Below are 24,927 nucleotides of genomic sequence, written 5' to 3'. Positions count from 1 at the left end.
GGGTGGGGGTCAGGGCTTCGGTCAGGTCGGGGGTGAGGAGGTTGATCTGCCACTCGCGGGCGTTGAGGCCGCGCAGGGTCTCCGCCACCGACTCCGGGGTGATCTCCTCCGGTGGGGTCCAGGCCAACCGGCGGATCGAGTCCGGAGTGATCAGGTTCTCCGGCGGCAGGTTGTGCTCACCGGCGATGCGGATCACGACCTCCCGGCAACGGGCCAGCCGACCCGCCGCCACCGGGTCCCGTTCGGCCCACCGGTGCGGCGGAGGCGGGCCCTCCACCGCCGGCGAGACCGGCAGGGAATCCTCCGGCAGCTGCCGGGCGTCGTCGAGCGCGGCCAGCCAGGTGCGGGCCAGCCGACGGACCGACCGACCACCGAAGCCGGGCAGGGTCAGCAGGGTCTTCTCGTCCTTCGGGTCCAGCTCCGCCGCGGCGATGATCGCCGAGTCGGGCAACACCCGCCCGGGAGCGGCGTCCCGCCGGGCCGCGATCTGGTCCCGGGCGTACCACATCGAGCGGACCCGGGCCTGGGCCCGCGCCCCCCGCAGCCGGTGGATGCCCGAGGTGCGCCGCCACGGCTCCGCGCGCACCCGGGGCGGGCGGGCCCCGGTGCGGACCAGCGCGGCGAACTCCTCCGCGGCCCAGGCCGACTTGCCCTGCCGGGTCAACTCCGCGTCGAGCGCGTCCCGCAGGTCGGTGAGCAGCTCCACGTCGAGGGCGGCGTACGTCAGCCACGACTCGGGCAGCGGTCGGCTCGACCAGTCGGCCGCCGAGTGGTGCTTCTCCAGGGTGAACCCGAGCAGCTGCTCGGTGAGCGCGGCCAGCCCGACGCGTTCGAAACCGGCCAGCCGGGCCGCCAGTTCGGTGTCGAACAGTCGGCGCGGGCGCAGCCCCACCTCGGCCAGGCAGGGAAGATCCTGGCTGGCCGCGTGCAGAACCCACTCGGCCTCACCGATCACCGCGTCCAGCGCGCTGAGGTCGGGCAGCGGCAGCGGGTCGATCAGCGCCGTGCCCGAACCGGCCCGGCGCAGCTGCACCAGGTACGCGCGTTGGCTGTAGCGGTAGCCGGAAGCGCGTTCGGCGTCCAGGGCGACCGGGCCGGTGCCCGCCGCGAAGCGGGCCACGACCTCGGCGAGCTGGGCCGGGGCGGCCACCGGATCGGGGGTGCCGTCACGCGGGGCGGTCAGCGGAACTGGCCCACCGTCGGCCGGGTCAGCCCCCTCGCCCGCCGGCTGCGGCTGGGCCGACGGCGGGTGCTGGGGCGCGTTTCCCGGAAGTTCCTCGGTGGGCCGACGGCGCAGGGGTGGTTCGTCGGTCACCTGACAACCCTAGTGCGCGCGGAGATCCGGTGGGTGCAGCCGGTCCGGCGTGTGTCGGCCAGGTGTCCGCAAAGTTGCCAGCCGCATGCCGACCATCAGGCCGCGCCGGCCGGACGCCGGTCGGAGAGGGCGGTGACACCGGGCGGGGGGAGGCCGGCGGTGGAGGCGAGCAGCGCGCACCAGCCGAGCAGATGCGGGGTCAGGTCGTCGTCGACCGGCGTCCAGGACGCGCGGATCTCGATGTCACCGATGGTCGGTGGCCCGGCAAGATCGCCGAACCGGGTCGACATGGTCTGCGTCACCGTCCCGCCGATCGCGCGGTGGCCGGCGTCCTGGGCGTCCAACGCGTCGGTCAGCCACGTCCAGCCGACCCCGGGCAGCAGCGGGTCGGCGGCCAGGTCGACCTCCAACTCGGCGGTCACGTAGGTGACCAGCCGCAGGGTGCCCTGCCACGCCTCGTGCCCGGCCGGGTTGTGCAGCAGGATCAGCCGACCGGTCGCCACCTCGTCGTCGTCGCGCAGCACCGTCGCGGAGAGCGCGAACGCGTACGGGGCCAGCCGCTGGGGAGCGCCGACCTCCTCCAGGGTGATCTCCGGCCGGGGGGCGGCCGACCGCAGCCCGGCGACCGCGCGGGCGAACGTCTCCGGGAGCGCGATCGGGGGGGCCATGGTGGCAGCCTATGCCGACGTCCGCCCGCCGCTTCGACGGCGCGCCGACGCTCACCGAGGGGCCCCCACGCCGGTTCGGGGGTAAGGAACGGTGCCCTTCCTCTCACCCCCACCCGGTTGGGGCTGGTGGGCGTGGCACGATTGCGGCGATGAGCACGGACACCACGGGCACTGTCGCCCGAGACGGAGACCCACGCCCCGGCGGACCAGCCGACTCGCCCTTCATCCGGGCCTGTCGTCGCCGCCCCGGCCCGCACACGCCCGTCTGGTTCATGCGCCAGGCCGGCCGCTCCCTGCCGGAGTACCGGGAGATCCGGGCGAGCGTGCCGATGCTGGAGTCCTGCCGTCGTCCGGAGCTGGTCACCGAGATCACCCTCCAGCCGGTGCGCCGGCACGGGGTGGACGCGGCCATCCTGTTCAGCGACATCGTGGTGCCCGTCGCCGCGGCCGGGATCGACCTGGACATCGTGCCGGGCACCGGCCCGGTCGTCGCCGAGCCGATCCGCACCGCCGCCGACGTGGAGCGGATCCGCCCGATCATCCGCGACGACGTCCCGTACGTGGACGAGGCCGTTCGGCAGTTGGTGGTCGAGCTGGGCGACACCCCGCTGATCGGGTTCGCCGGCGCGCCGTTCACGCTGGCCAGCTACCTGGTCGAGGGCGGGCCGTCGCGCACCCACGCGAAGACCAAGGCCCTGATGTACGGCGACCCCGAGCTGTGGCACGCGCTCTGCGCCCGGCTGGCCGAGGTGACGCTGGCGTTCCTGCGGGTGCAGATCGAGGCCGGGGTGTCCGCCGTGCAGCTGTTCGACTCGTGGGCCGGCGCGCTCTCCGAGGCCGACTACCGCCGTTTCGTGTTGCCGCACTCGACAGCCGTGCTGAGCGGGTTGGCGTCCGCCGGGGTGCCGCGGATCCACTTCGGGGTGGGCACCGCCGAGCTGCTCGGCGCGATGGGCGAGGCCGGCGCGGACGTGGTCGGCGTCGACTGGCGGACGCCGCTGGACGTGGCCACCGGCCGCATCGGCCCGGACAAGGCGGTGCAGGGCAACCTGGACCCGTGCGTGCTGCTCGCGCCGTGGCCGGTCGTGGAGGCCGAGGTGCGCCGCATCCTGGAGCAGGGCCGGGCGGCCCCCGGGCACGTGTTCAACCTCGGCCACGGGGTGCTGCCGGAGACCGATCCGGAGGTGCTGACCCGGGTGGTCGCGCTGGTGCACGAACTGTCCAGCCGCCGAGCCGACCAGGGCTGAGAAACGTGACGCGGCAGCCCTGGCGGGTGGCGGTGGTCGGCGGCGGGATCGCCGGGCTGGCCGCCGCGGTCCGCTTGCGCGACCGCGCACCGGCCGGCACCGAGATCACCGTGTACGAGCAGTCCGGCGCGCTGGGCGGCAAGCTGCGTACCGGGGAACTGGCCGGTCAGCCGGTGGAGTTCGGCGCGGAGTCGTTCCTGATGCGCGACCCGACGGGCGCCGAGAGCGCGGCGGTGGCGTTGGCCCGCCGGCTCGGGCTGGCCGAGAGGATCGTGCACCCCACGGTGGGGCAGGCCGCGCTGGTCGTCGACGGAGGGCTGCGCCCCATCCCGGGCGGCACCCTGGTGGGCGTACCCGGGGATCTGGATCGGGTGGCCACCGTCGCCCGCCCGGCCGCGGACGCCGACACCGACGGTGGCCGGCCGCTGGTCGGGCCGGACGAGGACGTCTCGGTCGGTGCGCTGGTCCGGTCCCGCTTCGGGGACGAGGTGGTCGATCGGCTGGTCGACCCGATGCTGGGCGGCGTGTACGCGGGCCGCGCCGACGATCTGTCCCTGGTCACCACGATGCCGGCGCTGGCCCGGACGGCCCGGGTGGAGCACACCCTGGTCGGCGCGGTCCGGGCCGCGCAGGCCGCCGCGCCGCGGGTGCCCGGCGCCCCGGTCTTCGGCACCCTGGTCGGCGGGCTGAGCACCCTGGTCGAGGCCGCGGTGACGGCCAGCGGCGCGACGGTACGGCGCGACGCCGCCGTGCGTGAGCTGACAGCGACCGGCACCGGTTGGCGGCTCACCGTCGGCCCGACCCGGGACCCGGAGCTGGTGGACGTGGACGCCGTGGTGCTGGCGGTGCCGGCGCGACCGGCCGCCCGGCTGCTCGCCGGGGCGGCGCCGGCGGTGGCGGCGGGCGTCGGCGCGTTGGACTACGCGAGCGTCGCGCTGGTCACCATGGCGTTGCCGCAGCCGCGCCTGCCCGAGCTGTCCGGCTTCCTGGTGCCGAGCACCGAGGGGTTGCTGATCAAGGCGGCGACGTTCTTCACCACCAAGTGGGGGCACCTGCGCCGGCCGGACGGGTTGGCGGTGGTGCGCGCCTCGGTGGGCCGGTACGGCGAGGAGTCGCAGCTTCAGCGCCCGGACGCGGACCTGGCGGCCACCGTGCACCGCGAGCTGTCGGCGGTGCTCGGCACCCCGCTACCCGCCCCGGTCGACGGGCACGTGCAGCGGTGGGGCGGGGCCCTGCCGCAGTACGCGCCGGGGCACGCCGACCGGCTCGCCGCCGCGCGGACGGCGTTGCGGGCCGCGCACCCCACAGTGGCCCTCGCCGGCGCCGGCTACGACGGCGTCGGTATCCCGGTCTGCGTCCGCTCCGGCGAGACGGCGGCCGAGGAGATCATCACAGCACTGGGAGGATCGGCGAGATGACCGAGCAGACCAACGCGGCCCGGTTGCGGGAGCTGAACGACAGCATCCGCTACACCATGTGGTCCGTGTTCCGGGCCAGCGCCCCGCTGCCGTCGCTGCGGGACAACGTCACCGGCGAGGTCGAGTCCCTCTTCGAGGAGTTGGCCGGCAAGGACGTGGTGGTCCGGGGCGTGTACGACGTCTCCGGGCTGCGCGCCGACGCGGACGTGATGATCTGGTGGCACTCCGCGTCCAGTGACGCGTTGCAGGACGCGTACCTGCGGTTGCGTCGCACCACGCTGGGGCGGGCGCTGACGCCGGTGTGGTCGCAGATGGCACTGCACCGGCCGGCGGAGTTCAACAAGAGCCACATCCCGGCGTTCCTGGCCGGCGAGGAGGCCCGCGCCTACATCTGTGTGTACCCGTTCGTCCGCTCGTACGAGTGGTACCTGCTGCCCGACGCCGAGCGGCGCGAGATGCTGGCCGAGCACGGGAAGATGGCCCGTGGCTACCCGGACGTGCGGGCCAACACTGTCGCCTCGTTCGCGCTCGGTGACTACGAGTGGATGCTCGCCTTCGAGGCCGACGAACTGCACCGGATCGTCGACCTGATGCGGGACCTGCGCGCCTCCGGCGCCCGCCGGCACGTCCGCGAAGAGGTCCCGTTCTACACCGGCCGCCGCCGCTCGGTGGCCGAGATCGTCAACTGCCTGGTCTGACGCCCGCCGGCCGGCGCCGCACCCCCGCCCGGGTGCGGCGCCGGACGGGGGTCAACTGGTCGTCGTACAGGAGACCAGCGGAACCGGGTTGCTGCCGTTCCACGAGCCGAGGAATCCGAACGTGGTGCTCGCTCCGGCGGCGAGGGTGCCGTTGTGCGCGGCGTTGCGCGCGGTGACCTGCGTGCCGCTGCTGCTGACCGTCGCGTTCCACGACGACGTGACCTGCTGGCCGTTGGCGTAGTTCCAGGTGACCGACCAGCCCCGGGTGGGTGAACCACCGGCGGTCACCTTCACGTCGGCCTGGAAGCCACCGGACCACTGACCGGTGACCTGGTACGTCGCCGTGCAGGCACCGGCCGGCGGCGGGGTGCTCGGCGGCGGGGTCGTCGGCGGCGGGGTCGTCGGCGGCGGGGTGGTGGGCGGCGGGGTCGTCGGCGGGGGAGTGGTCGGCGGCGGGGTGGTCGAGCCGCCGCCGAAGTCGACGTCGCTGCACAGGTAGTACGACTGGTCGAAGTGGCTGGCCTGCCAGACGGTGTAGACGATGTGCCGCCCGGTGCGTCCGGGCGCGCTGACCGGGATCTGGATCGAGACGCCACCGGTGTCCGGGTCCCACTGCGAGGCCGGGGTGTTGCCGATCTGGCCCGCCAACTCCAGGTTGCCCCAGCCCAGCGGTTGGGTGGCGGAGTTGAAGCCCTGCTTGGTCACGTACACCCGGATGTAGTCGGCTCCGTGACTGGCCTGGTCGAAGAAGCGCAGCCGGAAGTTGTTCGACACCGCCGTGGTCTTCCAGGCGCCGACGGTGTCCAGCGCGTTGTAGCGGGGGCTCTGGGTGCGTCCGCCGCTGCACAGCTGGCCGTCGGGGACGGCGGCCTGGTGGTTGCCCCCCACGCCCTCGCGGAACAGGCCGTTCCAGTTCCACATGGCGGCCGGGTCGGCCTGCCAGGCCTGCCAGCACATCGGGTCCTCGGTGGCCATCCGAGGGTTCTGGAAGTCGCCGCCCCACCGCTGCCAGCAGCTGTAGTTGCGCGAGGCCGGGTCGACGACCGAACCGTGCGCCGAGGCGGGCCTGGTCAGCACGGTGGTCAGTGCGGTCGTCAACAGGAGCGTGGTGGTCGCCACGATGGCGAACAGCCAGAGCACGCGTCGTGATCGGGTGAGAGTGGACATGGAGCCCCCGGGGGGATGAGGTCGGACGTCGACACCCGGATCGCCGGGAGTTGCCCACTCCCAGGCCTCATCGCTGGCTCCCGCGACGGCGCTACCCGGCACGATGCCATTTTGATCGTCACACGTCAATGGGTTCGCGTCGCATCGGCGTGTGCGGGATGCCGTCCTCGACGTACTCGGGGCCGCTGACCGCGAAGCCGTGCCGGGCGTAGAACCCGACCAGGTGCGACTGGGCCTCCAGCACGCACCGCCGGTTGCCCACCACCTCCAGCGCCGCGCTCATCAGCCGGCCGGCGTGTCCGCCGCCGCGCGCCGCCGGGGCCACCACCACCCGACCGATCCGGGCGGTGCCGTCCGGGTCGGCCAGAATCCGCAGGTACGCCAGCGGCGCGCCGCCGTCGGTGAGCCAGAGGTGGCGGGTGCCCGGCTCGACGTCGCGCCCGTCGAGCTCCGGGTACGGGCAGTTCTGCTCCACCACGAACACGTCGATGCGCAGCTTGAGCAGGTCGTGGAAGGTGCGGGTGTTCAGGTCGGCGAAGGAGGCCGTCCGGACCTCGGTGGTCTGCTGGGGCATCCACCGATCGTAGGTCGGGCGGTTTCACCTGCTGTCCGCCCGGTCGGGCGCGAGGTAGGTGGCGGCCACGGCGGTGAGCAGCAGGACGCCGCCGACGATCACCGGCAGGGGAAGCGGTTCGCGCAGCAGCGCCACCGCGAGCGCCGCGGCGGTGAGCGGTTCGAGCAGCGTCAGCACGGCCGCGACGCTGCCCGGGGTGGTGCGCAGTCCGGCGTAGAACAACGCGTACGCGACCGCCGTGGTGACCACGCCGAGGTGCAGCAGCAGCGCCACGGTGTCCAGGCGTACCGGCAGGCCGACCCCGGCGACCAAGGCGAACGGCGCCAGGGTCAGCGCGCCGACCACCGTGGAGATGGTGGTCAGGGTCATCGGCGCGGTGCGCTGCGACACCTGGCGGCTGATCAGGGTGGTCACCGCGTACCCGAGGCCGGAGCCGGCCGCCGCGAGCAGGCCGAGCAGCGGGGCGGGCGCCGCCGCGCCGGGCTGCCCGGTGGCGCCGGTGATCAGGACGAGGCCGGCCACCGCCGCGACCAGCGTGCCGAGGCGCAGCGGGCCGGGGAGCCGGCGGGCCTGCACCGACTCCCAGGCGGCGGCGAGCACCGGGGCCAGGCCCAGGCTGACGATGGTGGCCACGCTGACGCCGGCCCAGGCCACGGCGGCGAAGTAGAGCGCCTGGTAGAGGCCGAGGCCGACGCCGGTGAGCAGCAGCGGTACGGGTGCGGCGCGCAGCGTGGACACGATCGTGCGGAGCCGGCCGGCGGTGCAGGCCAGCAGCACGAGCGCGGCGATGGCGAGGCGGTGGAAGCCGATGCTCACCGGGCTGAGCCCGGTGCCCTCGCGCAGGAGTTGCACCGCCACGCCGGTGGTGCCCCACAGCACGCCGGTGACGGTGATCTGGATCAGGCCGCTGCGGGCGGCGTGGCGGGCGGCCGAGGCGGCCGGCAACGGGGTACGGGTGATGGACACGGGAGCGCTCCGAAGGGTGAGCCGTTGACGGGGACGACGTCGACGGAGCGCGTACGACAGGATGGCCGAGCGGGGTCAGGTCACCCGGTCGGCGAGAGGCGCGGCGCTCCGCTCAGGAGCGCGGCGGGGGCAGGACGCCCAGAAACGGTCGCATGGCGACGACCGTACCCCAGTCTGGTGACCCGGCTGACCCGCGGCCGGTTTGGCGCGGTCAGGCCGGGCGGGCGCCGACGGCGTCGCGGACCTCCGCGCCCACCGCGCCCTCGACGGCGCGGGCGCAGTGCGCGCAGCAGAAGAAGCGGCCGTTGACCTCGACACCGTGCCCGACGATCTTGACCTGGCAGTGCTCGCAGATGGGTGCCATCCGGTGGATCGCGCATTCGAACGAGTCGAAGGTGTGCACGTCGCCGCTGACGGTGTGCACCTCGAACGCCATCCAGTAGTCGTTGCCGCAGACCTCGCAGGTTGCCACCGAAAAACCTCCGTTACGTGGACAAGTGCCTACAGAATCCCCCAGGGCTGTCGGGGCGCGCGGCGGAACGTCGACGCCTGACCCGGGTGGCGGCGTGTCGGCGTCGGCGTGTTGCCCGTTGTGCCTGGTGAACCGCCGCGACCCCCGGAGGATCACCGTGATCAAGCGCAACAGGCTCTTCGGCAACCAGACCCGGGTCACCTTCTGCCTGCCCCGTGACGTCCCGCCCGGCCCGGTGAGCGTCGTCGGCTCCTTCAACGGCTGGGAGCCGGGTCGACACGAGTTGGTGGCCCGCCGCGACGGCACCAGGACGGTGACGGTGAAACTGCCGCCGGGGGAGCACCGGTTCCGGTACCTCGGCACCGGCGGCGTCTGGTTGGACGACGAGTCCGCCGATCAGGTCGACGACCGGGGCAGCCTGCTGCGGCTCTGAGAAGAAAACCGTCACCATCGATGTATTTATCGATGAGAGTCTTTACTGTTAACAATGTTTAAATTACGTTGAGGGGCACCTCACCGCACCTGGAGAAGGAGCTGCCCCGATGCGTCGAAGAATCACTGTTCCGCTGGTGGCGGCGGGCGCCGTCGCCGCCACCCTGACCGTCGCCGCCCCCGCGCAGGCGCACGGTTACGTCTCCGCCCCACCGAGCCGGCAGGCGCTCTGCGCGCAGGGCCGGGTGCCCGACTGCGGGCAGATCAAGTACGAGCCGCAGAGCGTCGAAGGGCCCAAGGGTCTGCGCAGCTGCAACGCCGGAATCGCCCAGTTCGCTGTCCTCAACGACGACAGTCGGGGCTGGCCGGCCACCTCGGTGGGCAGCTCGCTGACCTTCACCTGGGTGAACACCGCCCGGCACGCCACCAGCAACTGGGAGTACTGGATCGGCAACACCCGCGTCGGCGTGGTCAACGGCAACGGTCAGCAGCCCGGCGCCACCGTCTCGCACAACGTCAACCTCGGCGGCTTCACCGGCCGGCAGAAGATCCTCGCGGTGTGGAACATCTCCGACACGGCGAACGCCTTCTACTCCTGCATCGACGTGCAGATCGGCGGCGGCGGGACGAACCCCACCCCCACTCCCACACCCACCCCCCCGGCGACCCCACGGCCCACCCCGACCCCCACGCCGACCACTCCACCCGCGCAGGGCGGCACCTGGGCGGCCGGTCGGGCGTACCAGGTCGGCGACCAGGTCACCTACGGCGGAGCGACGTACCGCTGCCGGCAGGCGCACACCGCGATCGCGGGCTGGGAGCCGCCGAACGTACCGGCGCTCTGGCTCCAGGTCTGACCGCACGGGTGCGGCCGGTCGGTCGCACCCGTGTCGCCACCCTCGCGTGAACGGAGCATCGGCATGCCCCGCCGTACCCCACTGGCGTCCCTCGTCGCCGCTCTGCTGCTCAGCGGAGCGTGCGCCGGATCACCCACGTCGAGTCCGTCGGCAGTGCCGCAGCCGGCCCCCGCGTCCCCGGCCAGCTCAGCGCCGGCCGGGTCCGCGGGCGTCGGATCGTCGACCGACGGGGCCGCGATGAGCGGGATCGACGTGGTGTTCCTCAGCACCATGGTCGGGCACAGCGAACGCACCCTGCAGATCGTCCGGCTGGCCCGGGAGCGGCTGCGCGACGATGCGCTGCGCACCCTGGCCGCCGCCATCGAGGCGACCGAGGCCGACGAGCTGACCACGATGCGCGGCTGGCTGGCCACGGCCGGGCCGGGCGCCAGCGCGGCGGCACACCACCACGACGGGCACGGCGATGACGCCGCGCTCGACCGGCTGCGGACCGCGCCGGACGCGGACGTCGACCGGGTGTTGCGCGAGGTGCTCGCCGACCACCAGCGATCGGCCGCCGACCTGGCCCGATCCCACGTCGACGTCGGCCGCGACGACCGGGTCCGCGACCTGGCCCGGCGCGTCGAACAGTCCCGGACCGCCGAGATCGAGCTGCTCAGGGGTAGGCAGTGAGTGGCTCCGTGGTCAGCGGGGTTCCAGCTTGATGGAGACCGAGTTGACGCAGTGCCGGGTGTCCTTCGGGGTGAAACCCTCGCCGTGGAAGACGTGCCCGAGGTGGCTGTCGCAGCGGGCGCAGCGGATCTCCGTGCGGGCCATGCCGAGGCTGCGGTCCTCGATCTCCTTGACCCGGCCCGGGATGGCGTCGTCGAAGCTCGGCCAGCCACAGTGCGAGTCGAACTTGGTGTCGCTGGAGAACAGCTCCAGCCCACAGGCGCGGCAGTGGTAGACCCCCTGGGTCTTCGTGTCCACGTACTCGCCTGTCCACGGGCGTTCGGTGCCGGCCTCCCGCAGGACGTGGAACTCCTCGGGGGTCAGCCGGACCCGCCACTCTTCGTCGGTACGGGGCAGCTCGTTGTCGTCAAGACTCACCCGTCAACGGTACGTCGAACGTCGGGGGCGTGGCATAAGGTCGCGGGATGGGTGGCACCAAGGCCACGGCCGCCGAGATCGAGGTGGCCGGGCACACCGTCCGACTGAGCAGTCCGGATCGGGTGATCTTCCCGCAGCGGGGGTTCACCAAGGCGGACGTCTTCCACTACTACCTCGCGGTCGGCGACGGGATCATGCGCGCCCTGCGGGACCGGCCGACCACCCTGCAACGCTTCCCCGAGGGCGTCGAGGGCGAGGCGTTCTTCCAGAAGCGGGTGCCCACCCGAGGGGTTCCGCCGTGGGTGACGACCGCCCAGATCACCTTCCCGAGCGGCCGGAGCGCGGCGGAGCTGTGCCCGGTCGACCTCGCGCACGTGGCCTGGGCGGCGCAGATGGGCACCATCGTCTTCCACCCGTGGCCGGTGCGGGCCGCCGACGTCGACCGTCCCGACGAGCTGCGCATCGACCTGGATCCGCAGCCCGGCACCGACTTCGCCGACGCGGCCCGGGCCGCCGGGGAGGTCCGTGCGCTCCTCGACGAGCTGGGCGCGACCGGTTGGCCGAAGACCTCCGGTGGCCGGGGCGTGCACGTCTACCTGCGCATCCAACCCCGCTGGACGTTCACCGAGGTGCGCCGGGCCACCATCGCGCTGGCCCGGGAGGTGGAGCGCCGCAACCCCGACCTGGTCACCACCGCCTGGTGGAAGGAGGAGCGCGGCACCCGGGTGTTCGTCGACTTCAACCAGATGGCGCGGGACCGGACGATCGCCTGCGCGTACTCGCTGCGGGCCAACGCGCGGGCCACCGTCTCGACCCCGGTCACCTGGGACGAGCTGCCCGACGTCGACCCGGACGACTTCGACCTGCGCACCGTCCCGGCGCGGCTCGCCGAGCGCGGTGACCCGCACGCCGGCATCGACGACACACCGTGGGACATCACCCCGCTGCTGGAGTGGGCCGAGCGCGACGCCGCCGCCGGCCAGGGCGACCTGCCGTACCCGCCGGACCACCCGAAGATGCCCGGCGAACCCAAGCGGGTGCAGCCCAGCCGCGCCAAGCGCACCCCCGACGGTCCCTGACGGGTTTCCCGGGTGGGGCCAGCGGGCCTTCCGCGCGCCGCCCCGGCCTTGCGCCGCCCCGCCTTGCGCCGCGCCCTCCGCGCCGCCTTGCACCGCGTCGCGCCAAGGTTCGAGCAACTTTCCCGATGTTGCTGCCTCCGGTGGGTGGGAGACAGCAACATCGCTGATGTTGTGCGGATCTTGGCGACAGGCATTCCGTGCGGCGCCTGCGCCGGTGGTTCCGCACGTCTGTGACGGCCGAATTTTTGTCGTACACCTGTTCTAGAGTTTGTATGTGATCGATGAGTTGGTGCGGGCCGAGGCGGCAGTGGTGAGCTGTGCCGACGCTGCCGCCTGGGCCCTCTCCGAGCGCGATCTCATCGCGGCGCTCGACGCCACGCACCGGTTGCAGCAGCGGCTGGCGGCGGTGCAGTTGGCGGTCGTCCGGGAGTTGGACGGGCGCGGCGTCGCGCTGGCGCAGGGCGCGTCCTCCACAGCGGTGTGGTTGCGCGAGCGGCTACGTCTCGATGTCTCGGCCGCGCGTCGGCTGGTCGGCCTCGCGGCTTCGATCGACGTTGCGCCACCCGCGGTGCGTGACGCCCTGGCGAGCGGGGCGGTCAGCGTGGAGCAGGCCCGGGTCATCGCCGAGACGGCCGCCACGGTGACGGCGTCGGCGGGCTCCGAGGTGGCCGACAAGGCCGTCGGTGTGCTGGTCGAGTGGGCCAGGCAGTTCGACCCCACCCTGCTCCGCAAACTCGGCACCCGCATCCTCGACCACGTCGCTCCCGACCTCGCCGACGCTGCCGCCGCAGCGGCCCTGGCCGCCGAGGCCGCCCGGGCCACCCGCGACCGACACGTCACCATCTCCGAGCAGGCCGGCGGGCGGCTACGGCTCAGCGGCACCCTCGACGCGGAGGCCGCAGCACTGTTGCGTGCCGTCATCGACCCACTCAGCGCGCCCGCCGGCCCCGACGACACCCGCTGTGCCGGGCAGCGCCGCCACGACGCCCTCGCGGACGTGTGTCGGCTGGCGCTGCGCACCGGCGAGCTGCCCGAGAACGGCGGCGACCCCGCCCAACTCGTCGTCACCATCGACTACGACGGGCTGGCACGGCAGGTGGGTGGCGGGACCCTCGACGTCGGCCTGCGGCTCACCCCCGACACGGTGCGCCAACTCGCATGCGACGCGGCCATCCTGCCCGCCGTGCTCGGCGGCGCCGGGCAGGTGCTCGACGTGGGCCGACAGCGTCGCCTTGTCACCGGCCCCCTGCGCCGGGCCCTGGTGCTTCGCGATGGCGGCTGCGCCTTCCCCGGCTGCGACCGGCCACCCCGCTGGTGCGCCGCCCACCACATCCGGCACTGGGCCGACGGGGGCCCGACCAGCCTCGACAACGCGGTGCTGCTCTGCGGCCACCACCACCGGCACATCCACCAGACCGACTGGTTGGTCCGGCTGGGCGGCAACGGACACCCCGAGTTCGTGCCGCCGGCCTGGCTCGATCCAGACCAGATTCCGCGCCGCAACCACTACCACCAACGAACATAGGCCGACCGACTGCCACCGCCGAACGGAGGCCGACCGGCTGCCATCGCCGAACGGCGGCCGACCGGCATCCACCATCGAACGGAGGCCGACCGACTGCCACCATCGAACGGAGCCCGACCCGGTGCCGCCAGTCGGCACGGCGGTCGGGAGGTGGGGCGTCTTCGGTGGGCTGCCACTCGGCGACGGCCCGCCGTCGGGCCACGTAGCTCTCGTCGTACCAATGTGGATCTTGTCGACTAGCCTGTGTCGCATGGCCATGCGACCGGATGAGTTCTACGACCACGCGGTTGCCGCCGCGGACGACGAGCGCCGCCTTCCCCTGGCGCGCATGACCGGGTGGGAGATCAGTCCGTTCGAGCCGGACGGACTTCGCGTGGCGCCGCTGCGGCCGCCGGTGCTCCCCGAGCCGCCGCGCCACGGCGAGGATCCGTCAGACTGCGACGCCTGCCGCAAGCGGGACGAAGGGATCTGGTTCAACGAGCGGTGGCGGCTGACCCGGATCGAGGGTGTGGGTGTCCCGCTGGTGCTCATGCTGTTGCCGCGCGAGCACTACGACATGGCGGACCTGCCCGACGAGTTGGCCGCCGAGCTGGGGTTGTTGAGCACCCGCATCGTCCGCCACGTGCAGGCGCTGCCGCACATCTCACGCGCCCACGTCTACCGCTTCGGCGACGGCGGCGCCCACCTGCACATCTGGTTCTTCGCTCGGCCGGAGGGGCAGGCCCAGTTGTTCGGGTCGTGGCTGGTCGCCTGGGACGACCTGCTGCCGGAGTACCCGGCGCAGGTGGCCGACGCCGACGCCGACGTGGTGGCGGACGCGTTGGTCGAGTCCCACGGCGGGCACCGACTGTCAGACCCGGGGGTTAGCCTGCCGGCATGACGAGCGCTGAGCTGGACGAGCTGATCGTCGCTGACGCCGACGCGCTGCGCGCCTGGTTGTCGGCGAACCACGCCTCGTCGCCCGGTGTCTGGCTCGCGCTGACCAAAAAGGGCGGCACGGTCACGACGGTGACCTGGCAGCAGGCGGTCGACGAGGGCCTGTGCTTCGGCTGGATCGACGGGCAGGCCCGTAAGCGGGACGAGGGGTCCTCGTGGATCCGGTTCACCCCGCGCCGGTCCCGCAGCTCGTGGTCGCAACGCAACGTGGCGAACGTTGCCCGGCTGGAGGAACAGGGACGGATGCTGCCACCGGGTCGGGCCGCGGTGGATGCGGCGAAGGCGGACGGTCGGTGGGCGGCGGCGTACGCCCCGCCGTCGGAGGCCGAGGTGCCGGCCGACCTCCTCGCCGCGATCGCCGCCGAACCCGCTGCGCAGGCCATGTTCGACGTGCTCACCAAGGCCAACCGGTTCGCCCTCATTCACCGCCTCAACGCGGTCAAGCGGGCGGAGACTCGCGAGCGGAAGATCGTCGACTTCGTCGCCATGTTGGCCCGACACGAGGCGTTCTACCCGCAGAAGGCCAGGCCGTCCTCGGCGGCCGACGCGCCCGGCGCAACAGGCGGCAACTGACGAACCGATTGACTTTCGATAGGTAGCGAGCGAAACTCGATGCATGGTTACTGAGCATCGAGCGGTTGCCGCTCTCAGAGTCTTTCTCGTGGTGCTGTTCGGGGTGCTGGTCGTGTTCCAGACCCTCTCGCTGCCCGGCCAGTTCGCGTACATGGCTGAGCAGTCGCCGCAGGACGCCCACCTGCGCTGGCCGGCGACCGCCGTGACGGTGTTCTGGGTGCTCTGCGTCCAGGTGGTCATCGTCGCGACGTGGCAGTTGCTCAGCCTGGTCAAGAGCGACCGCATCTTCACCGAGGCGTCGCTCAAGTGGGTGGACGCCATCGTGTGGGCCATCGCCGCCGCCTGGGTGGTGCTGGTGGGCGTCTTCCTCTGGGTCGGCTTCAACGCGGACGACCCGGGACTACCCCTCCTGCTCTTCCTCCTGACGGTGGGCGTCACCGTGCTGGGGCTCCTCATGGTGGTGATGCGTGCGCTGCTGCGGCAGGCCACCACGCTGCGCAGCGACATGGAAGCGGTGATCTGATGCCCATCGTCGTCCGCATCGACGTCGAGTTGGCCAAACGCAAGATGAGCGTCGGTGAGTTCGCCGAGCGCGTCGGGCTCACGCCGGCCAACGTGGCGGTGCTCAAGAACGGCCGCGCCAAGGCCGTCCGGTTCAGCACCCTGGAAGCGATGTGCCGGGTGCTCGACTGCCAGCCCGGAGACCTGCTCGAGTGGGTGGAGGAGGAAACCCCATGAGGTACGCCCTGATCGCTGCCGCGGTCCTCGGGGTGGCGCTCGGCGTCGCCGCCGTCGTGCTCGGCGGGGCCGACGACTCCCCGGGCCTGCAGGGCATCGGCGTCCTGCTGGTGATCGGCGCGGTGGTGTTCGGCATCCGCAACGTTCGACGCGGCAGCTAGGCATTACAGCTAGCCGCCCGGCTTCGGCCGACCCTCCCGTAATAACGATCAAGTAACGGGCGCGAACCTTTCCCGGTAGGTGGCCTGTCTTGATGGTCGTCGGCCCGCCAGGGCCAGGGGAGGCGTCGGATGAAGCTGGTGTGGAGGCGGGCCCGGGAGGCGCGCGGGTTGCTGATGGCGGCGGTGATCGCTGCCCTCGTCGCCGTCGCGTTGGTCACGGGACTGTCCGACTACAACCGTCGGGCCGTCGACGCCGGGCAGCGGGCTCTCGTCGCCGCCTCGCCCGCCGAGGAGCGCGGCCTACTGGTCAGTGGCTCGGGCGGGCGGGACGCGGCGGAGTTCGCAACCCGGGACAAGGCGGTCCGCGCCGAGTTCGCCACCGGGCTCGGCGGCGTCCCGGTCGCTGTCACCGCCGCCCGGTACGGCACCGGCCGGGAGCTGACCGGCGACCTCGGGCAGATTCCGCGTACCGCCGACGAACCGGTCTTCGCGAGCCTGGCCACGCTCGACGACCTCGCCAGCCACGCCGAGCTGACCAGCGGTGCCTGGCCCCGCCCCGGAGCCAACCCCATCCAGGTGAGCCTGCCCGAGCGGGTCGCCGGCACCCTCGGCCTGACCGTCGGCGAACGCGTCCCGGTGCGGGACCGGGCCACCGAACGACGGGGAGAGTTGGTGCTCGCCGGCACCTGGCGGCCCCGCGACCCGACCGACGCGTACTGGCTGCTGGCCCCCGGCGTGGGAGCGGGCAGCGCCGGTTCCGGCACCTCGTACGGCCCGTTCACGCTCGACCCGGCGGACTTCGCGGCCACCTTCCCGGGCTCCGTGTCGGCGTCCTGGCTCGCCCAACCGGACCTCGGCGGCGTCGACACCGCCGACCTGCCCGCCGTTCGGAAAGCCCTCACCGAGGCGTTGTCGGCAGTGCCCGAGGCTGCCCAACTGGGCAGCTCCGGGCAGGCGGTGACGAAGATGGCGCAGCTGCTGGACCGGATCTCCCGCGCCGACCTGGTGGGTCGCTCGTCGCTGGCCACCCCGCTGCTGCTCATCCTGGTGCTCGGCGGGTACGCGCTGGTGCTCGTCGCCGCGCTGCTGCACGAGGACCGTCGCCCACAGACCGCGCTGCTACGCGCCCGTGGCGCCGCCCGTCGGCAGCTGGCCGGCCTGGCCGCCCGGGAGGCGACCCTGGTGGTCGCCCCGGCGGCCGTGCTCGGTCCGCTGATCGCCGGTGAGGCGCTGCGGTACATCCGGCCCGGCGGGTCGAGTGACCTCTCCACCGCCGGCGGCAACACCACACTGATCTGGGCGGCGGCAGCGGCCACCGCGGCCGGTTGCCTCGTCGCCATGGTCCTGCCGACGCTGCGCGGCGCCGGGACGTACGTCGCGGACATGGCGGCCCGATCCCGCCCGAACCGGGCCGCGAGCGTCCAACGCGCCAGCGTCGACCTGGTGCTGGTGGCGCTGGCCGTGCTCGCCTGGGTGCAGCTACGCCGCTACGCCTCGCCGCTGGCCGGCTCGGGCGGTCGGCTCGGCCTCGACCCGCTGCTGGTCGCCGCCCCCACACTCGGCGTGCTGGCCGGTGCCGTGCTGGCGCTGCGGGTGCTCCCACCGCTCACCCGGTTCGCGGAGCGGTTCGTCGACCGTCGTCCGTGGACCGCCACCATGTTCGGCATGTGGCAGGCCGGTCGGCGTCCGCACGCCGGCCCGGTCCTGCTGCTCGCCCTCGCCGTCGGCGGCAGCACCCTGGCCTGGTCCCTGATCAGCACCGGCGAGCGGTCCCAGGTCGAGCAGGCCGGCTATACGGTCGGCGCCGACATCCGCGTCACCGAACGGGCCGGGGGAGCCCCGCCGACCCGGACCGGTCAGCTCGCCGCGCTGCCGAGCGTGGACCGGGTGCTGCCGGTGTGGCGGGACGAGATCCGGGTCGGCCGGCAGAACCTGCCGGCGACGGTGATCGGCGTCGACCCGACCAGCGCCCCGGGCGTCGTCCGCCTCGCCGACCGCCTCGCCGACGGGTCGGCCTCCGAGCAGTACCAGCGCATGATCGATGAGCGTGCGGCACCAGCGGGTATCGAACTGCCCGCCGGGGCGCGCGCCGTCACCGGCACCGTCCGTACCCCGGTGAGCAACGCCGCCCGGCAGGTCCGGGTCGCGGTGACGCTGCTGGTCACCAGCCCCGACGGGCTCGCGGTACGGTTGCCGGCGACCAACGCCGACGGCGACGGTCGGGCTACCCGGTTCACCGTGCAGCTGCCCGACCTGGGTGGGGCGCGGCTGCGGTTGGCCGGATTCGAGGCCGACGGCGGGCTGGCGGCCGGCAACGCCTACCGACTCGAGATGGACGATCTGAGCGTGGTCATGGCCGACGGCGCAACCCAGCCCGCCGACCTTGGCGGCGACTGGGTGCTGGCCGCCCCCGGCGAGGCATCCACGCCGGTGCGGACCAACGGCGCCGGGTTCGCCGCCGTCCACGACGTGGAGGTGATTCCCGGCGGGCAGTTCGCGTACCAGCCGCCGACACGGTTCTCCGTCGTGCCGGGCGGGGACAACAAGCCCGTACCGGTGCTGATGACCCCGCAGGTACGCGAGGCGCTGAGCATGAACGTCGGCGACACCGTCGACCTCACCCTCTCCGGGGCGACGTTGCCGGTGCGACTGGTCGGTGAGCTCAGCGCCGTGCCGACCACCACCGCGGCCGGCGTGCTGCTGGACCTGCCCGCGGCGGTCGACGCGCTGATCCGTAGCGACGGGATGGTGCGACCCGTACCGGAATGGTGGATCCGCACCGCCGACGCGAACGCCGCAGCCCAGGCGGCCAGCGAACTCCCGGGCGTCACAGTGCTCAACCGGGAGGCGGCCATCGAGGCGGCCGCCGACGACCCGTACTGGCGCGGCTCCCGTACCGGAATGCTCGCCGCCGCGCTCGGCGCGGTGCTGCTCGCCATCGTCGGCCTGATGGTGGACGTGTGGGCGACCGCCCGGCGACGGCTCGGCGAGTTCGCGGTCCTGCACACCCTCGGCGCCACGCCCCGGCTGATGGCCAGGGCGCTGCTGGCCGAACAGACGTTCCTCGCCGGCATCGGCGTGGGCGTCGGGTTGCTACTCGGCACCGCCGTCGGCGCGACGATGGCCCCACTGGTCATCCTCACCCCGGCCGCCGGCCGGCCGGTCCCCCCGGCGGCGTTCGCGCTGCCCTGGGTGCCGATCGGCCTGACCGCGGTCGGTCTGCTGCTGGCGGCGCTCGCCTTCAGCGCGTTCATCGCCACCGGCATCCGTCAGCGGGTGGCGGCGGCGCAGCTGCGAATCGGGGGAGAACGATGAGCGTCGGGGCAGCCGTCCGGCGGGTCCGGGCGTACGGGGGGCAGTTCCTGCTGTTGGCGGTGCTGACCCTGGTGGTCACGCTGCTGATCAGTGGGGTGCCCCGGCTGGTCAACCGGCTCGCCGAGCAGGGGTTGCGAGCGCAACTCACCAGCGAGCCGGCGGAACGCCGGGACCTCACGTACACCAGCACCATGGCGCCCGCCCCGTCGCAGCGGACCGCGATGGGCAACGCCGTGGAGCGGTTCAACACCCTGGCCGCGGAGATGCCAGAGCAGGTGCGCTCGGCGGTGACCGAGCGGTGGTACAGCGTCGAGACCCAGGCGGCCCGGGTGGTCGGACCGGATCTGGCGGCCCGCAACCTGCTGCTCGACATGGGCCTGCGGGCCATGCCCGACATCCAGGGCGCGGGCACCCTGGTCGAGGGCGCATGGCCGAGCGAGACGTACGTTCCCGACCGGCCGATAGAGGTGGCGCTCGACGTCGACGTGGCCCGCAAGCTCAACCTGCGCGCCGGGAGCCAACTGCGCATCGGCAACACCGATGACAAGGGCAACCTCGTCGACGGTTCCCCGCTGCTGGTGTCCGGGCTGTTCAGCCCCGTCGACCGTTCGAACGGCATCTGGGACGCGCTGCCCCAAATGCTGCAGATCATCGAACCGGTGGGGGACGGCCAGCCGTTCATCATCACCGGCGTCGTCGCGCAGTCGGCCCTCAACAAGCGGGCTGTGGAGGGTTGGCCGATCCAGTCGATCTGGCGGTACCGCCTGGGCGTCGACCGGATCGACGCCCGCGAGCTGGACCAGCTGATCGACGGCCTGCAGGTGATGCAACGCAACCAGCCTGCGGACCTCGCCCTGACCCAGGGCGTCGACGTTCCGTTGCGCGCGTTCGCCGCCCAGATCGACGCGGTCCGCACCCTGCTCGCGGTGATCGCAGCCGGCGTACTGGCCACCCTGGCCGGGCTCATCGTGCTCGCGGCAGGTCTCGCCACCAGACGGCGTCGGTCCGAGTTCGTGCTGCTGCGTGCCCGCGGCGGCGGGGCCACCGCCGGCGCCCGGCGCAGCCTCGCCGAGTCGGTGCTGGTGGTGCCGGTGGCCGCCGTGCTGGGCTGGTGGCTGGGCACCCTGGTCCCCGGCGCCCCCGACCCGACAGTGCCGTACCTCATCGCGGTGACCGTGCTGGTCACGCTGGCGCTGCCGTTGGCGACGCTGGCCGTACCGGCTGGCGCAGCGGCGCGCCGGGACCTGATCCGGGTGCGCCCGTCGGCCCGTCGACTCACCGTGGAGGTCTCCCTGCTGCTCCTGGCCGGGCTCGCCGCGGTGCTGCTGCGCCGACGGGGGCTGACTCTCGGCGAGGTGGACCCGCTGCTCGTGTCGGTGCCCGTGCTCCTCGCGGTCGCCGCTGCGGTAGTGGCGCTGCGGGCGTACCCCTGGCCGTTGTTGCTGGTCAGTCGGCTGGCCGCGCGGACCCGGGGCAGCGTGGCGTTCCTCGGCACGGCCCGCGCCGGCCGCGCGGCGGTCGCCGCCCCGCTGGTCGTGGTGGTGCTGGCGATCGGCACCGCCGCGTTCTGCGCGGTCGTCGCCGCCGGCGTCGACGCGAGCCGGGAACGCGCCGCCGCGCAGCTCGTGCCCGCCGACGCGGTGATCCGGGGGGAGCGCTTCGCACCCGACACCGTCGACGAGTTGGGTCGCCTGCCGGGGGTCCGGGCCGTCACGCGGGTGCTGTACGAGGACGATGAGCGGCTGGCCGCCGACGAGGTCGGCACCGACGCCGCCATCGGGCAGACGGACGTGCTGCTGGTCGACGGCTCGGGGTTGGACCTGGTGGCCCACGAATCCCAGGTGGACCTGTCGATTCCGGCCGCGCTGCGCACCGCCCTGCCCGGCCCGGGTCCGCTGCCGGCGATCGTCTCACCGGCGATCGCCGCCGACCTGGCGAAGGCCGGGCTGGCCGACTCCGCCTTCGTCGTGGTGCAGGGCGAGCGGTACGAGTTCCGGGTGGCCGGCACCGAGGCCGGTTTCCCGATGCTGGCGGCGAACGCCAGCCGGTTCGTGATCCTGCCCTGGCAGGCCCTGCCGACGCGGACCACCACACCCGTGCCGACCAGCCTGCTGATCGCCGGGGACGCACTGGACGCGGAAGCGCTGCGCGTCGTCGGCGACCAGGGCCAGGAGCGCTACCAGCGCGACGGCGCCGTCACCGGTCGGGAACGGCTGATCGGGGTCACCGTCGACACCCGGGCGGACGTCCGCCGGGATCTCGGCGAGGGCGGGGCGAACGGTGTGCTGGCCTTCGGGTTCCTGGGCGGTGCCGTCGGCGGCACCCTGCTCGGACTGTTGGCCATCGCGTTCACAGTGCTGGCCGGCGCGCGGTCCCGGGGCCAGGTGCTGTCCCGGCTGCGCACCCTCGGCCTGTCCCGCCGTCAGTGGCGAGGGCTGCTGCTGGTCGAGTTGACCCCGCTGGTCGCGGTGTCGGTGCTGACCGGTGCGCTCGTCGGCGCGGTCCTGCCCCTGCTGCTCAACCCGGTGCTCGGCCTGTCCGCGTTCACCAGTGGTGTGCCCGTCCGGGTGGCATTCGAGCCCAGTCTGGTCGCCGCGGTGCTCGCGCTCGGGGCGGTCGCCCTCGGCTTCGCGGTCGCCGTCGAGGCCTTGAACAACCGCCGGTTGCGCCTCGGAGAGGTGCTTCGGCTCGGAGAGGAGAGCTGAGATGACCGCTACCGCCCAGACGCCACTGGTGCCTGACCTGGCCGCGCTGCAACAGCGGGCAGCGCTTCGCGCCGCCGAGCGGGCCGGCGGGCAGGACCGTCTCCGCGGGCACATCGTCTGCGACGGCCTGGTGCGCATCTTCAAGACCGAGGGGGTGGAGGTGGTCGCCCTACAGGGGCTCGACCTGGTCATCGACCGGGGTGAGCTGGTGGCGATCGTCGGTGCCTCCGGTTCGGGCAAGTCGACCCTGCTCAACATCCTCTCCGGCCTGGACACGCCGACCGCCGGTATCGCCCGGGTGGCCGACTACGACCTGCTCTCGCTGTCGGCCAAGCGGCGGCTGAGCTACCGGCGGCAGCTGGTCGGGTTCGTCTGGCAGCAGACCGGCCGCAACCTGCTGCCGTACCTCAACGCGCTGGAGAACGTCGAGCTGCCGATGCAGTTGGCCGGCAGGCGCAGCCGCAGGGCTCGCCGGGAGCGGGCCCGGGAACTGCTCGACCTGGTTGGCGTGGGCTACTGCGCCGACCGGCGGCCGGGGCAGCTCAGCGGCGGCGAGCAGCAGCGGGTCGCGGTGGCGGTGGCGGTGGCCAACGACCCCGAGGTGCTCTTCGCCGACGAGCCGACCGGTGAGCTGGACGAGGCGACCGGCGCGGAGGTCTTCGCGGCGCTGCGCACCATCAACGCGGAACTGGGCGTGACGATCGTGGTCGTCACCCACGACCACGCCGTGGCCACCCAGGTCCGCCGGACCGTCGCGATCCGCGACGGCCGAACCGCCTCCGAGGTACGCCGGACCGCCCGGATCGACGCGGACGGCAACACGGAGTTGGTCAGCGAGGAGTACGCGGTGCTGGACCGCAACGGTCGGATGCAGCTGCCGGCGGCGTTCGTCGACGCGCTCGCGCTGAAGGAGCGGGTCCGGCTCGACCTGGAGCCCGACCATGTGCAGGTACGGCCCGGCGACCGGGCCTCGGAGGATCGGGGGGCGCGGGCATGAGCCGGCGGAACATGGTGGTGACCGGCGCGACCGGCTTCGGCGGCGGGCTGACGACGAACTCCGACGAGGTGGTCCGCGTCAGTGGGGTCAGCCGCACCTTCGGCCGGGGTGAGCACGCCGTGCACGCCGTGCGGGACGTGTCCTTCACTGCCGGGCGAGGCGAGTTGGTGGCCATCCGAGGCCGCTCCGGGGCCGGTAAGACCACGCTGCTGAACCTCATCGGCGGGCTGGACCGACCGGACAGCGGTCAGGTGGTGGTGGCCGGGCACGAGGTGACCTCCGCCGGGGAGGCGGAGCTGCTGCGGCTGCGCCGGGGCACCGTCGGGTTCGTGTTCCAGACCTTCGGGCTGGTGCCGATCCTCTCCGCCGCCGAGAACGTGGGCGTGCCGTTGCGGCTGGCGCAGGTGCCGGCTGCGGAGCGGGAAGAGCGCGTCGCGGTGCTGCTGGAACTGGTCGGCCTGGGCGGGCACGCCGCGCAGCGCCCGTACGAGCTCTCTGGCGGGCAGCAGCAGCGGGTCGCGGTGGCCCGCGCCTTGGCCAACGAGCCGGACCTGCTCATCGCCGACGAACCCACCGGTCAGCTCGACTCGGAGACCGGGCGGTCCATCATGGACCTGCTGCGCGCGGTGGTGCACGCCCGCGGCATGACCGCACTGGTGGCCACGCACGATCCGGCCCTGATCGACCTCGCCGACCGGGTGCTCGTCCTGCGCGACGGTCGTCTGGTCGACGGCTGAACGCTGTCGCGGCTGGCGCTCTTGGGCGCTGGCCGCTGTCGGGCGCTGGCCGCTGTCGGGCGCTGGCCGTTGTCGGGCGCTGGCCGTTGTCGGAGGCTGGCTGCTGTCGGCTTGTCGGGCGGCCGGCGTGACAGGTAGGGCATGGTGTTCGCGCCCACTGTGGAGCTGATGTCGTAGCTGAATCGCGGCGGTGAATCGTTTACGACATCAGCTCCAAAGGGCCCGAGGGAGAAGTGCTGGCCCCCGTCCGGTATCGACACCGGCCTCGCCCGGTCAGGGCATCCAGCCCTCGGGCTGGTTGCCTCCGGGCTGGTTGGTCGGTTGGTGGCGCTCGGGAAGCGCGCCGGCGAGCGGGATCAGGAGGCAGCCCACCAGGGCCAGCACGATGCCGGGGCCCGGCGCGGTCGAGAGCAGCTCGTGGCCGACGAAGGGATCCTCGGCCTCGAAGTACCAGTACACGCCGGTGAGGCTGCCGCAGGCGAGCGCGTTGGCGATGAGCAGTCCGCGGCTGGCCTGCCGCCACACCCGACGAGCGGGACCCTCCGTGGTGGTCAGCGAGAGCACCGCGCTCCCGGCGGCGATCACCGCGAAGGGCAACGCCCAACCGACCAGCCGTGCGCCCGGGACGACCTCGGTCCGGTCGGGGTACACGCTGCGCCACCCGGGCAGCCAGAACGCCGCCACCAGCAGCACCACCCCGACCGCCAGGAGCAGCAGACCTCGCCGACGCCGTGGTGGGCGCTGCTGCGGGCTCCCGGGGCTCCTCGGCTGGCTCATGGCGGCGAACGTAGCCCGTGTGCGGTCAGAGGGCGAGCTTCATGCCCTCGTGGCTGGCCACGAAGCCGAGGCCCAGGTAGAAGCGGTGTGCGTCGGTGCGGGTCTTGTCGGTGGTGAGCTGCACCAGCGCGCAGCCGCGCTGCCGGGCCTGGTCGATCGCCCAGGTCATCAGGTCCCGGCCCAACCCCTGGCCACGTCGGTCGGAGCGGACCCGGACCGACTCGATCAGTGACCGCTCGCTGCCGTGCCGACCCAGACCCGGGATGTAGGTGATCTGCAGGCAGCCGACCAGGTCGCCGCACTGCTCGGCCACGATCAGCTGGTTGCGCGGGTCGGCGTCGATGGCCGCGAACGCCCGCTCGTACGCCTCGTCGACCTCGGTGAAGTCGCGGGCCTTGCCCAGCACGTCGTCGGCGAGCAGGGCGATGACGGCGGGCAGGTCAGCCCGGACCGCTTCCCGGTAGATCAGATCGGTCATGCC

The 24,927-nt window shown here is 73.2% G+C and carries 26 protein-coding genes; 17 read left to right on the top strand and 9 right to left on the bottom strand.

What is annotated here, in order from left to right; all coding sequences use genetic code 11:
• Both KBX26_RS23765 and KBX26_RS23760 read right to left on the bottom strand, forming a co-directional pair.
• On the bottom strand, window positions 1-1,315 hold a 1,315-nt coding region (locus tag KBX26_RS23765; protein WP_210866464.1), incomplete at its 3' end, for a ribonuclease D.
• Between the two features lie 95 nt (window positions 1,316-1,410).
• Window positions 1,411-1,983, bottom strand: a complete 573-nt coding sequence (locus KBX26_RS23760; RefSeq protein ID WP_030336243.1) for a DUF3000 domain-containing protein — start codon at window positions 1,981-1,983, stop codon at window positions 1,411-1,413.
• A 149-nt stretch (window positions 1,984-2,132) separates the two neighbouring features.
• Between KBX26_RS23760 and hemE the strand changes: the two genes are divergently transcribed.
• Genes hemE through hemQ form a run of 3 tightly spaced genes read left to right on the top strand, consistent with a single transcriptional unit; the run spans window position 2,133 to window position 5,346 of the window.
• Entirely contained in the window at window positions 2,133-3,230 is a 1,098-nt protein-coding gene (gene hemE, locus KBX26_RS23755) for a uroporphyrinogen decarboxylase (RefSeq protein WP_210866463.1), read from the top strand.
• Window positions 3,231-3,235: 5 nt separating this feature from the next.
• Window positions 3,236-4,648 carry a protoporphyrinogen oxidase gene (gene hemG, locus KBX26_RS23750; protein WP_030336240.1) on the top strand — a complete coding sequence of 471 codons (1,413 nt, stop codon included), beginning with the start codon at window positions 3,236-3,238 and terminating at the stop codon, window positions 4,646-4,648.
• Window positions 4,645-5,346: a hydrogen peroxide-dependent heme synthase gene (gene hemQ, locus KBX26_RS23745; protein WP_030336238.1), complete on the top strand. Its 702-nt coding sequence runs from the start codon at window positions 4,645-4,647 to the stop codon at window positions 5,344-5,346. Before hemG ends, hemQ begins: the two co-directional genes overlap by 4 nt.
• Window positions 5,347-5,397: 51 nt before the next feature.
• Here hemQ and KBX26_RS23740 read toward each other — a convergent pair whose 3' ends face one another.
• From KBX26_RS23740 to KBX26_RS23725, 4 genes are all read right to left on the bottom strand, one after another.
• Window positions 5,398-6,513: a lytic polysaccharide monooxygenase gene (locus KBX26_RS23740; RefSeq protein WP_030336237.1), complete on the bottom strand. Its 1,116-nt coding sequence runs from the start codon at window positions 6,511-6,513 to the stop codon at window positions 5,398-5,400.
• Between the two features lie 118 nt (window positions 6,514-6,631).
• Complete coding sequence (locus KBX26_RS23735; RefSeq protein WP_030336235.1) at window positions 6,632-7,087, bottom strand: GNAT family N-acetyltransferase; 456 nt, start codon at window positions 7,085-7,087, stop codon at window positions 6,632-6,634.
• A gap of 24 nt (window positions 7,088-7,111) precedes the next feature.
• On the bottom strand, window positions 7,112-8,053 hold the full coding sequence (locus KBX26_RS23730; RefSeq protein WP_156057870.1) for a DMT family transporter: 942 nt from the start codon (window positions 8,051-8,053) through the stop codon (window positions 7,112-7,114).
• Between the two features lie 211 nt (window positions 8,054-8,264).
• On the bottom strand, window positions 8,265-8,525 hold the full coding sequence (locus tag KBX26_RS23725; protein ID WP_030336232.1) for a hypothetical protein: 261 nt from the start codon (window positions 8,523-8,525) through the stop codon (window positions 8,265-8,267).
• Between the two features lie 157 nt (window positions 8,526-8,682).
• On the opposite strand from KBX26_RS23725, the gene KBX26_RS23720 reads away from it, so the two are divergent.
• From KBX26_RS23720 to KBX26_RS23710, 3 genes are all read left to right on the top strand, one after another.
• The gene (locus tag KBX26_RS23720) at window positions 8,683-8,958 is read left to right on the top strand and encodes an isoamylase early set domain-containing protein (RefSeq protein WP_030336230.1); all 276 of its coding nucleotides are present in this window, start codon (window positions 8,683-8,685) and stop codon (window positions 8,956-8,958) included.
• Between the two features lie 109 nt (window positions 8,959-9,067).
• A complete protein-coding gene (locus KBX26_RS23715; RefSeq protein ID WP_210866462.1) occupies window positions 9,068-9,814 on the top strand; it encodes a lytic polysaccharide monooxygenase in 747 nt (248 codons plus the stop codon).
• Between the two features lie 63 nt (window positions 9,815-9,877).
• Entirely contained in the window at window positions 9,878-10,486 is a 609-nt protein-coding gene (locus tag KBX26_RS23710) for a DUF305 domain-containing protein (RefSeq protein ID WP_210866461.1), read from the top strand.
• 12 nt (window positions 10,487-10,498) lie between these two features.
• On the opposite strand, the gene msrB is transcribed toward KBX26_RS23710, so the two are convergent.
• The gene (gene msrB, locus KBX26_RS23705) at window positions 10,499-10,903 is read right to left on the bottom strand and encodes a peptide-methionine (R)-S-oxide reductase MsrB (RefSeq protein WP_030336225.1); all 405 of its coding nucleotides are present in this window, start codon (window positions 10,901-10,903) and stop codon (window positions 10,499-10,501) included.
• A gap of 47 nt (window positions 10,904-10,950) precedes the next feature.
• Here msrB and ligD point away from each other — a divergent pair, with 47 nt between their 5' ends.
• The 11 genes from ligD to KBX26_RS23650 all read left to right on the top strand — a co-directional run bounded on the left by ligD (window position 10,951) and on the right by KBX26_RS23650 (window position 23,669).
• Window positions 10,951-11,982, top strand: a complete 1,032-nt coding sequence (gene ligD, locus KBX26_RS23700) for a non-homologous end-joining DNA ligase (RefSeq protein ID WP_210866460.1) — start codon at window positions 10,951-10,953, stop codon at window positions 11,980-11,982.
• A 274-nt stretch (window positions 11,983-12,256) separates the two neighbouring features.
• Window positions 12,257-13,507 carry an HNH endonuclease signature motif containing protein gene (locus KBX26_RS23695; protein ID WP_210866459.1) on the top strand — a complete coding sequence of 417 codons (1,251 nt, stop codon included), beginning with the start codon at window positions 12,257-12,259 and terminating at the stop codon, window positions 13,505-13,507.
• Window positions 13,508-13,757: 250 nt separating this feature from the next.
• On the top strand, window positions 13,758-14,387 hold the full coding sequence (locus KBX26_RS23690) for a hypothetical protein (RefSeq protein WP_210866458.1): 630 nt from the start codon (window positions 13,758-13,760) through the stop codon (window positions 14,385-14,387).
• Window positions 14,384-15,016 carry a YdeI family protein gene (locus KBX26_RS23685; RefSeq protein WP_030336220.1) on the top strand — a complete coding sequence of 211 codons (633 nt, stop codon included), beginning with the start codon at window positions 14,384-14,386 and terminating at the stop codon, window positions 15,014-15,016. The genes KBX26_RS23690 and KBX26_RS23685 overlap by 4 nt, the downstream gene beginning before the upstream one ends.
• Before the next feature lie 88 nt (window positions 15,017-15,104).
• Window positions 15,105-15,539: a DUF2975 domain-containing protein gene (locus tag KBX26_RS23680; RefSeq protein ID WP_245233731.1), complete on the top strand. Its 435-nt coding sequence runs from the start codon at window positions 15,105-15,107 to the stop codon at window positions 15,537-15,539.
• Window positions 15,539-15,754, top strand: coding sequence for a helix-turn-helix transcriptional regulator (locus KBX26_RS23675; RefSeq protein WP_030336216.1), 216 nt, complete (start codon window positions 15,539-15,541; stop codon window positions 15,752-15,754). Before KBX26_RS23680 ends, KBX26_RS23675 begins: the two co-directional genes overlap by 1 nt.
• A complete protein-coding gene (locus tag KBX26_RS23670) occupies window positions 15,751-15,915 on the top strand; it encodes a hypothetical protein (protein WP_210866457.1) in 165 nt (54 codons plus the stop codon). Before KBX26_RS23675 ends, KBX26_RS23670 begins: the two co-directional genes overlap by 4 nt.
• A 129-nt stretch (window positions 15,916-16,044) precedes the next feature.
• Entirely contained in the window at window positions 16,045-19,230 is a 3,186-nt protein-coding gene (locus KBX26_RS23665; protein ID WP_210866456.1) for an ABC transporter permease, read from the top strand.
• Window positions 19,227-21,935, top strand: a complete 2,709-nt coding sequence (locus KBX26_RS23660) for an FtsX-like permease family protein (RefSeq protein WP_210866455.1) — start codon at window positions 19,227-19,229, stop codon at window positions 21,933-21,935. The genes KBX26_RS23665 and KBX26_RS23660 overlap by 4 nt, the downstream gene beginning before the upstream one ends.
• A 1-nt stretch (window position 21,936) precedes the next feature.
• A complete protein-coding gene (locus KBX26_RS23655; RefSeq protein ID WP_030336210.1) occupies window positions 21,937-22,932 on the top strand; it encodes an ABC transporter ATP-binding protein in 996 nt (331 codons plus the stop codon).
• 11 nt (window positions 22,933-22,943) lie between these two features.
• Window positions 22,944-23,669, top strand: a complete 726-nt coding sequence (locus tag KBX26_RS23650) for an ABC transporter ATP-binding protein (RefSeq protein ID WP_051708782.1) — start codon at window positions 22,944-22,946, stop codon at window positions 23,667-23,669.
• A gap of 273 nt (window positions 23,670-23,942) precedes the next feature.
• Here KBX26_RS23650 and KBX26_RS23645 read toward each other — a convergent pair whose 3' ends face one another.
• Both KBX26_RS23645 and KBX26_RS23640 read right to left on the bottom strand, forming a co-directional pair.
• Window positions 23,943-24,446 (bottom strand): hypothetical protein, encoded by a 504-nt coding sequence (locus tag KBX26_RS23645; RefSeq protein WP_210866454.1) that lies wholly within the window; start codon window positions 24,444-24,446, stop codon window positions 23,943-23,945.
• A gap of 25 nt (window positions 24,447-24,471) precedes the next feature.
• Window positions 24,472-24,924, bottom strand: a complete 453-nt coding sequence (locus KBX26_RS23640; protein WP_210866453.1) for a GNAT family N-acetyltransferase — start codon at window positions 24,922-24,924, stop codon at window positions 24,472-24,474.
• Between the last annotated feature and the right edge of the window lie 3 nt (window positions 24,925-24,927).

The organism is Micromonospora sp. C97 (genome assembly GCF_018070385.1).
GTDB lineage: Bacteria > Actinomycetota > Actinomycetes > Mycobacteriales > Micromonosporaceae > Micromonospora > Micromonospora parva.
This window is presented reverse-complemented; position numbering and strand designations above follow the sequence as displayed.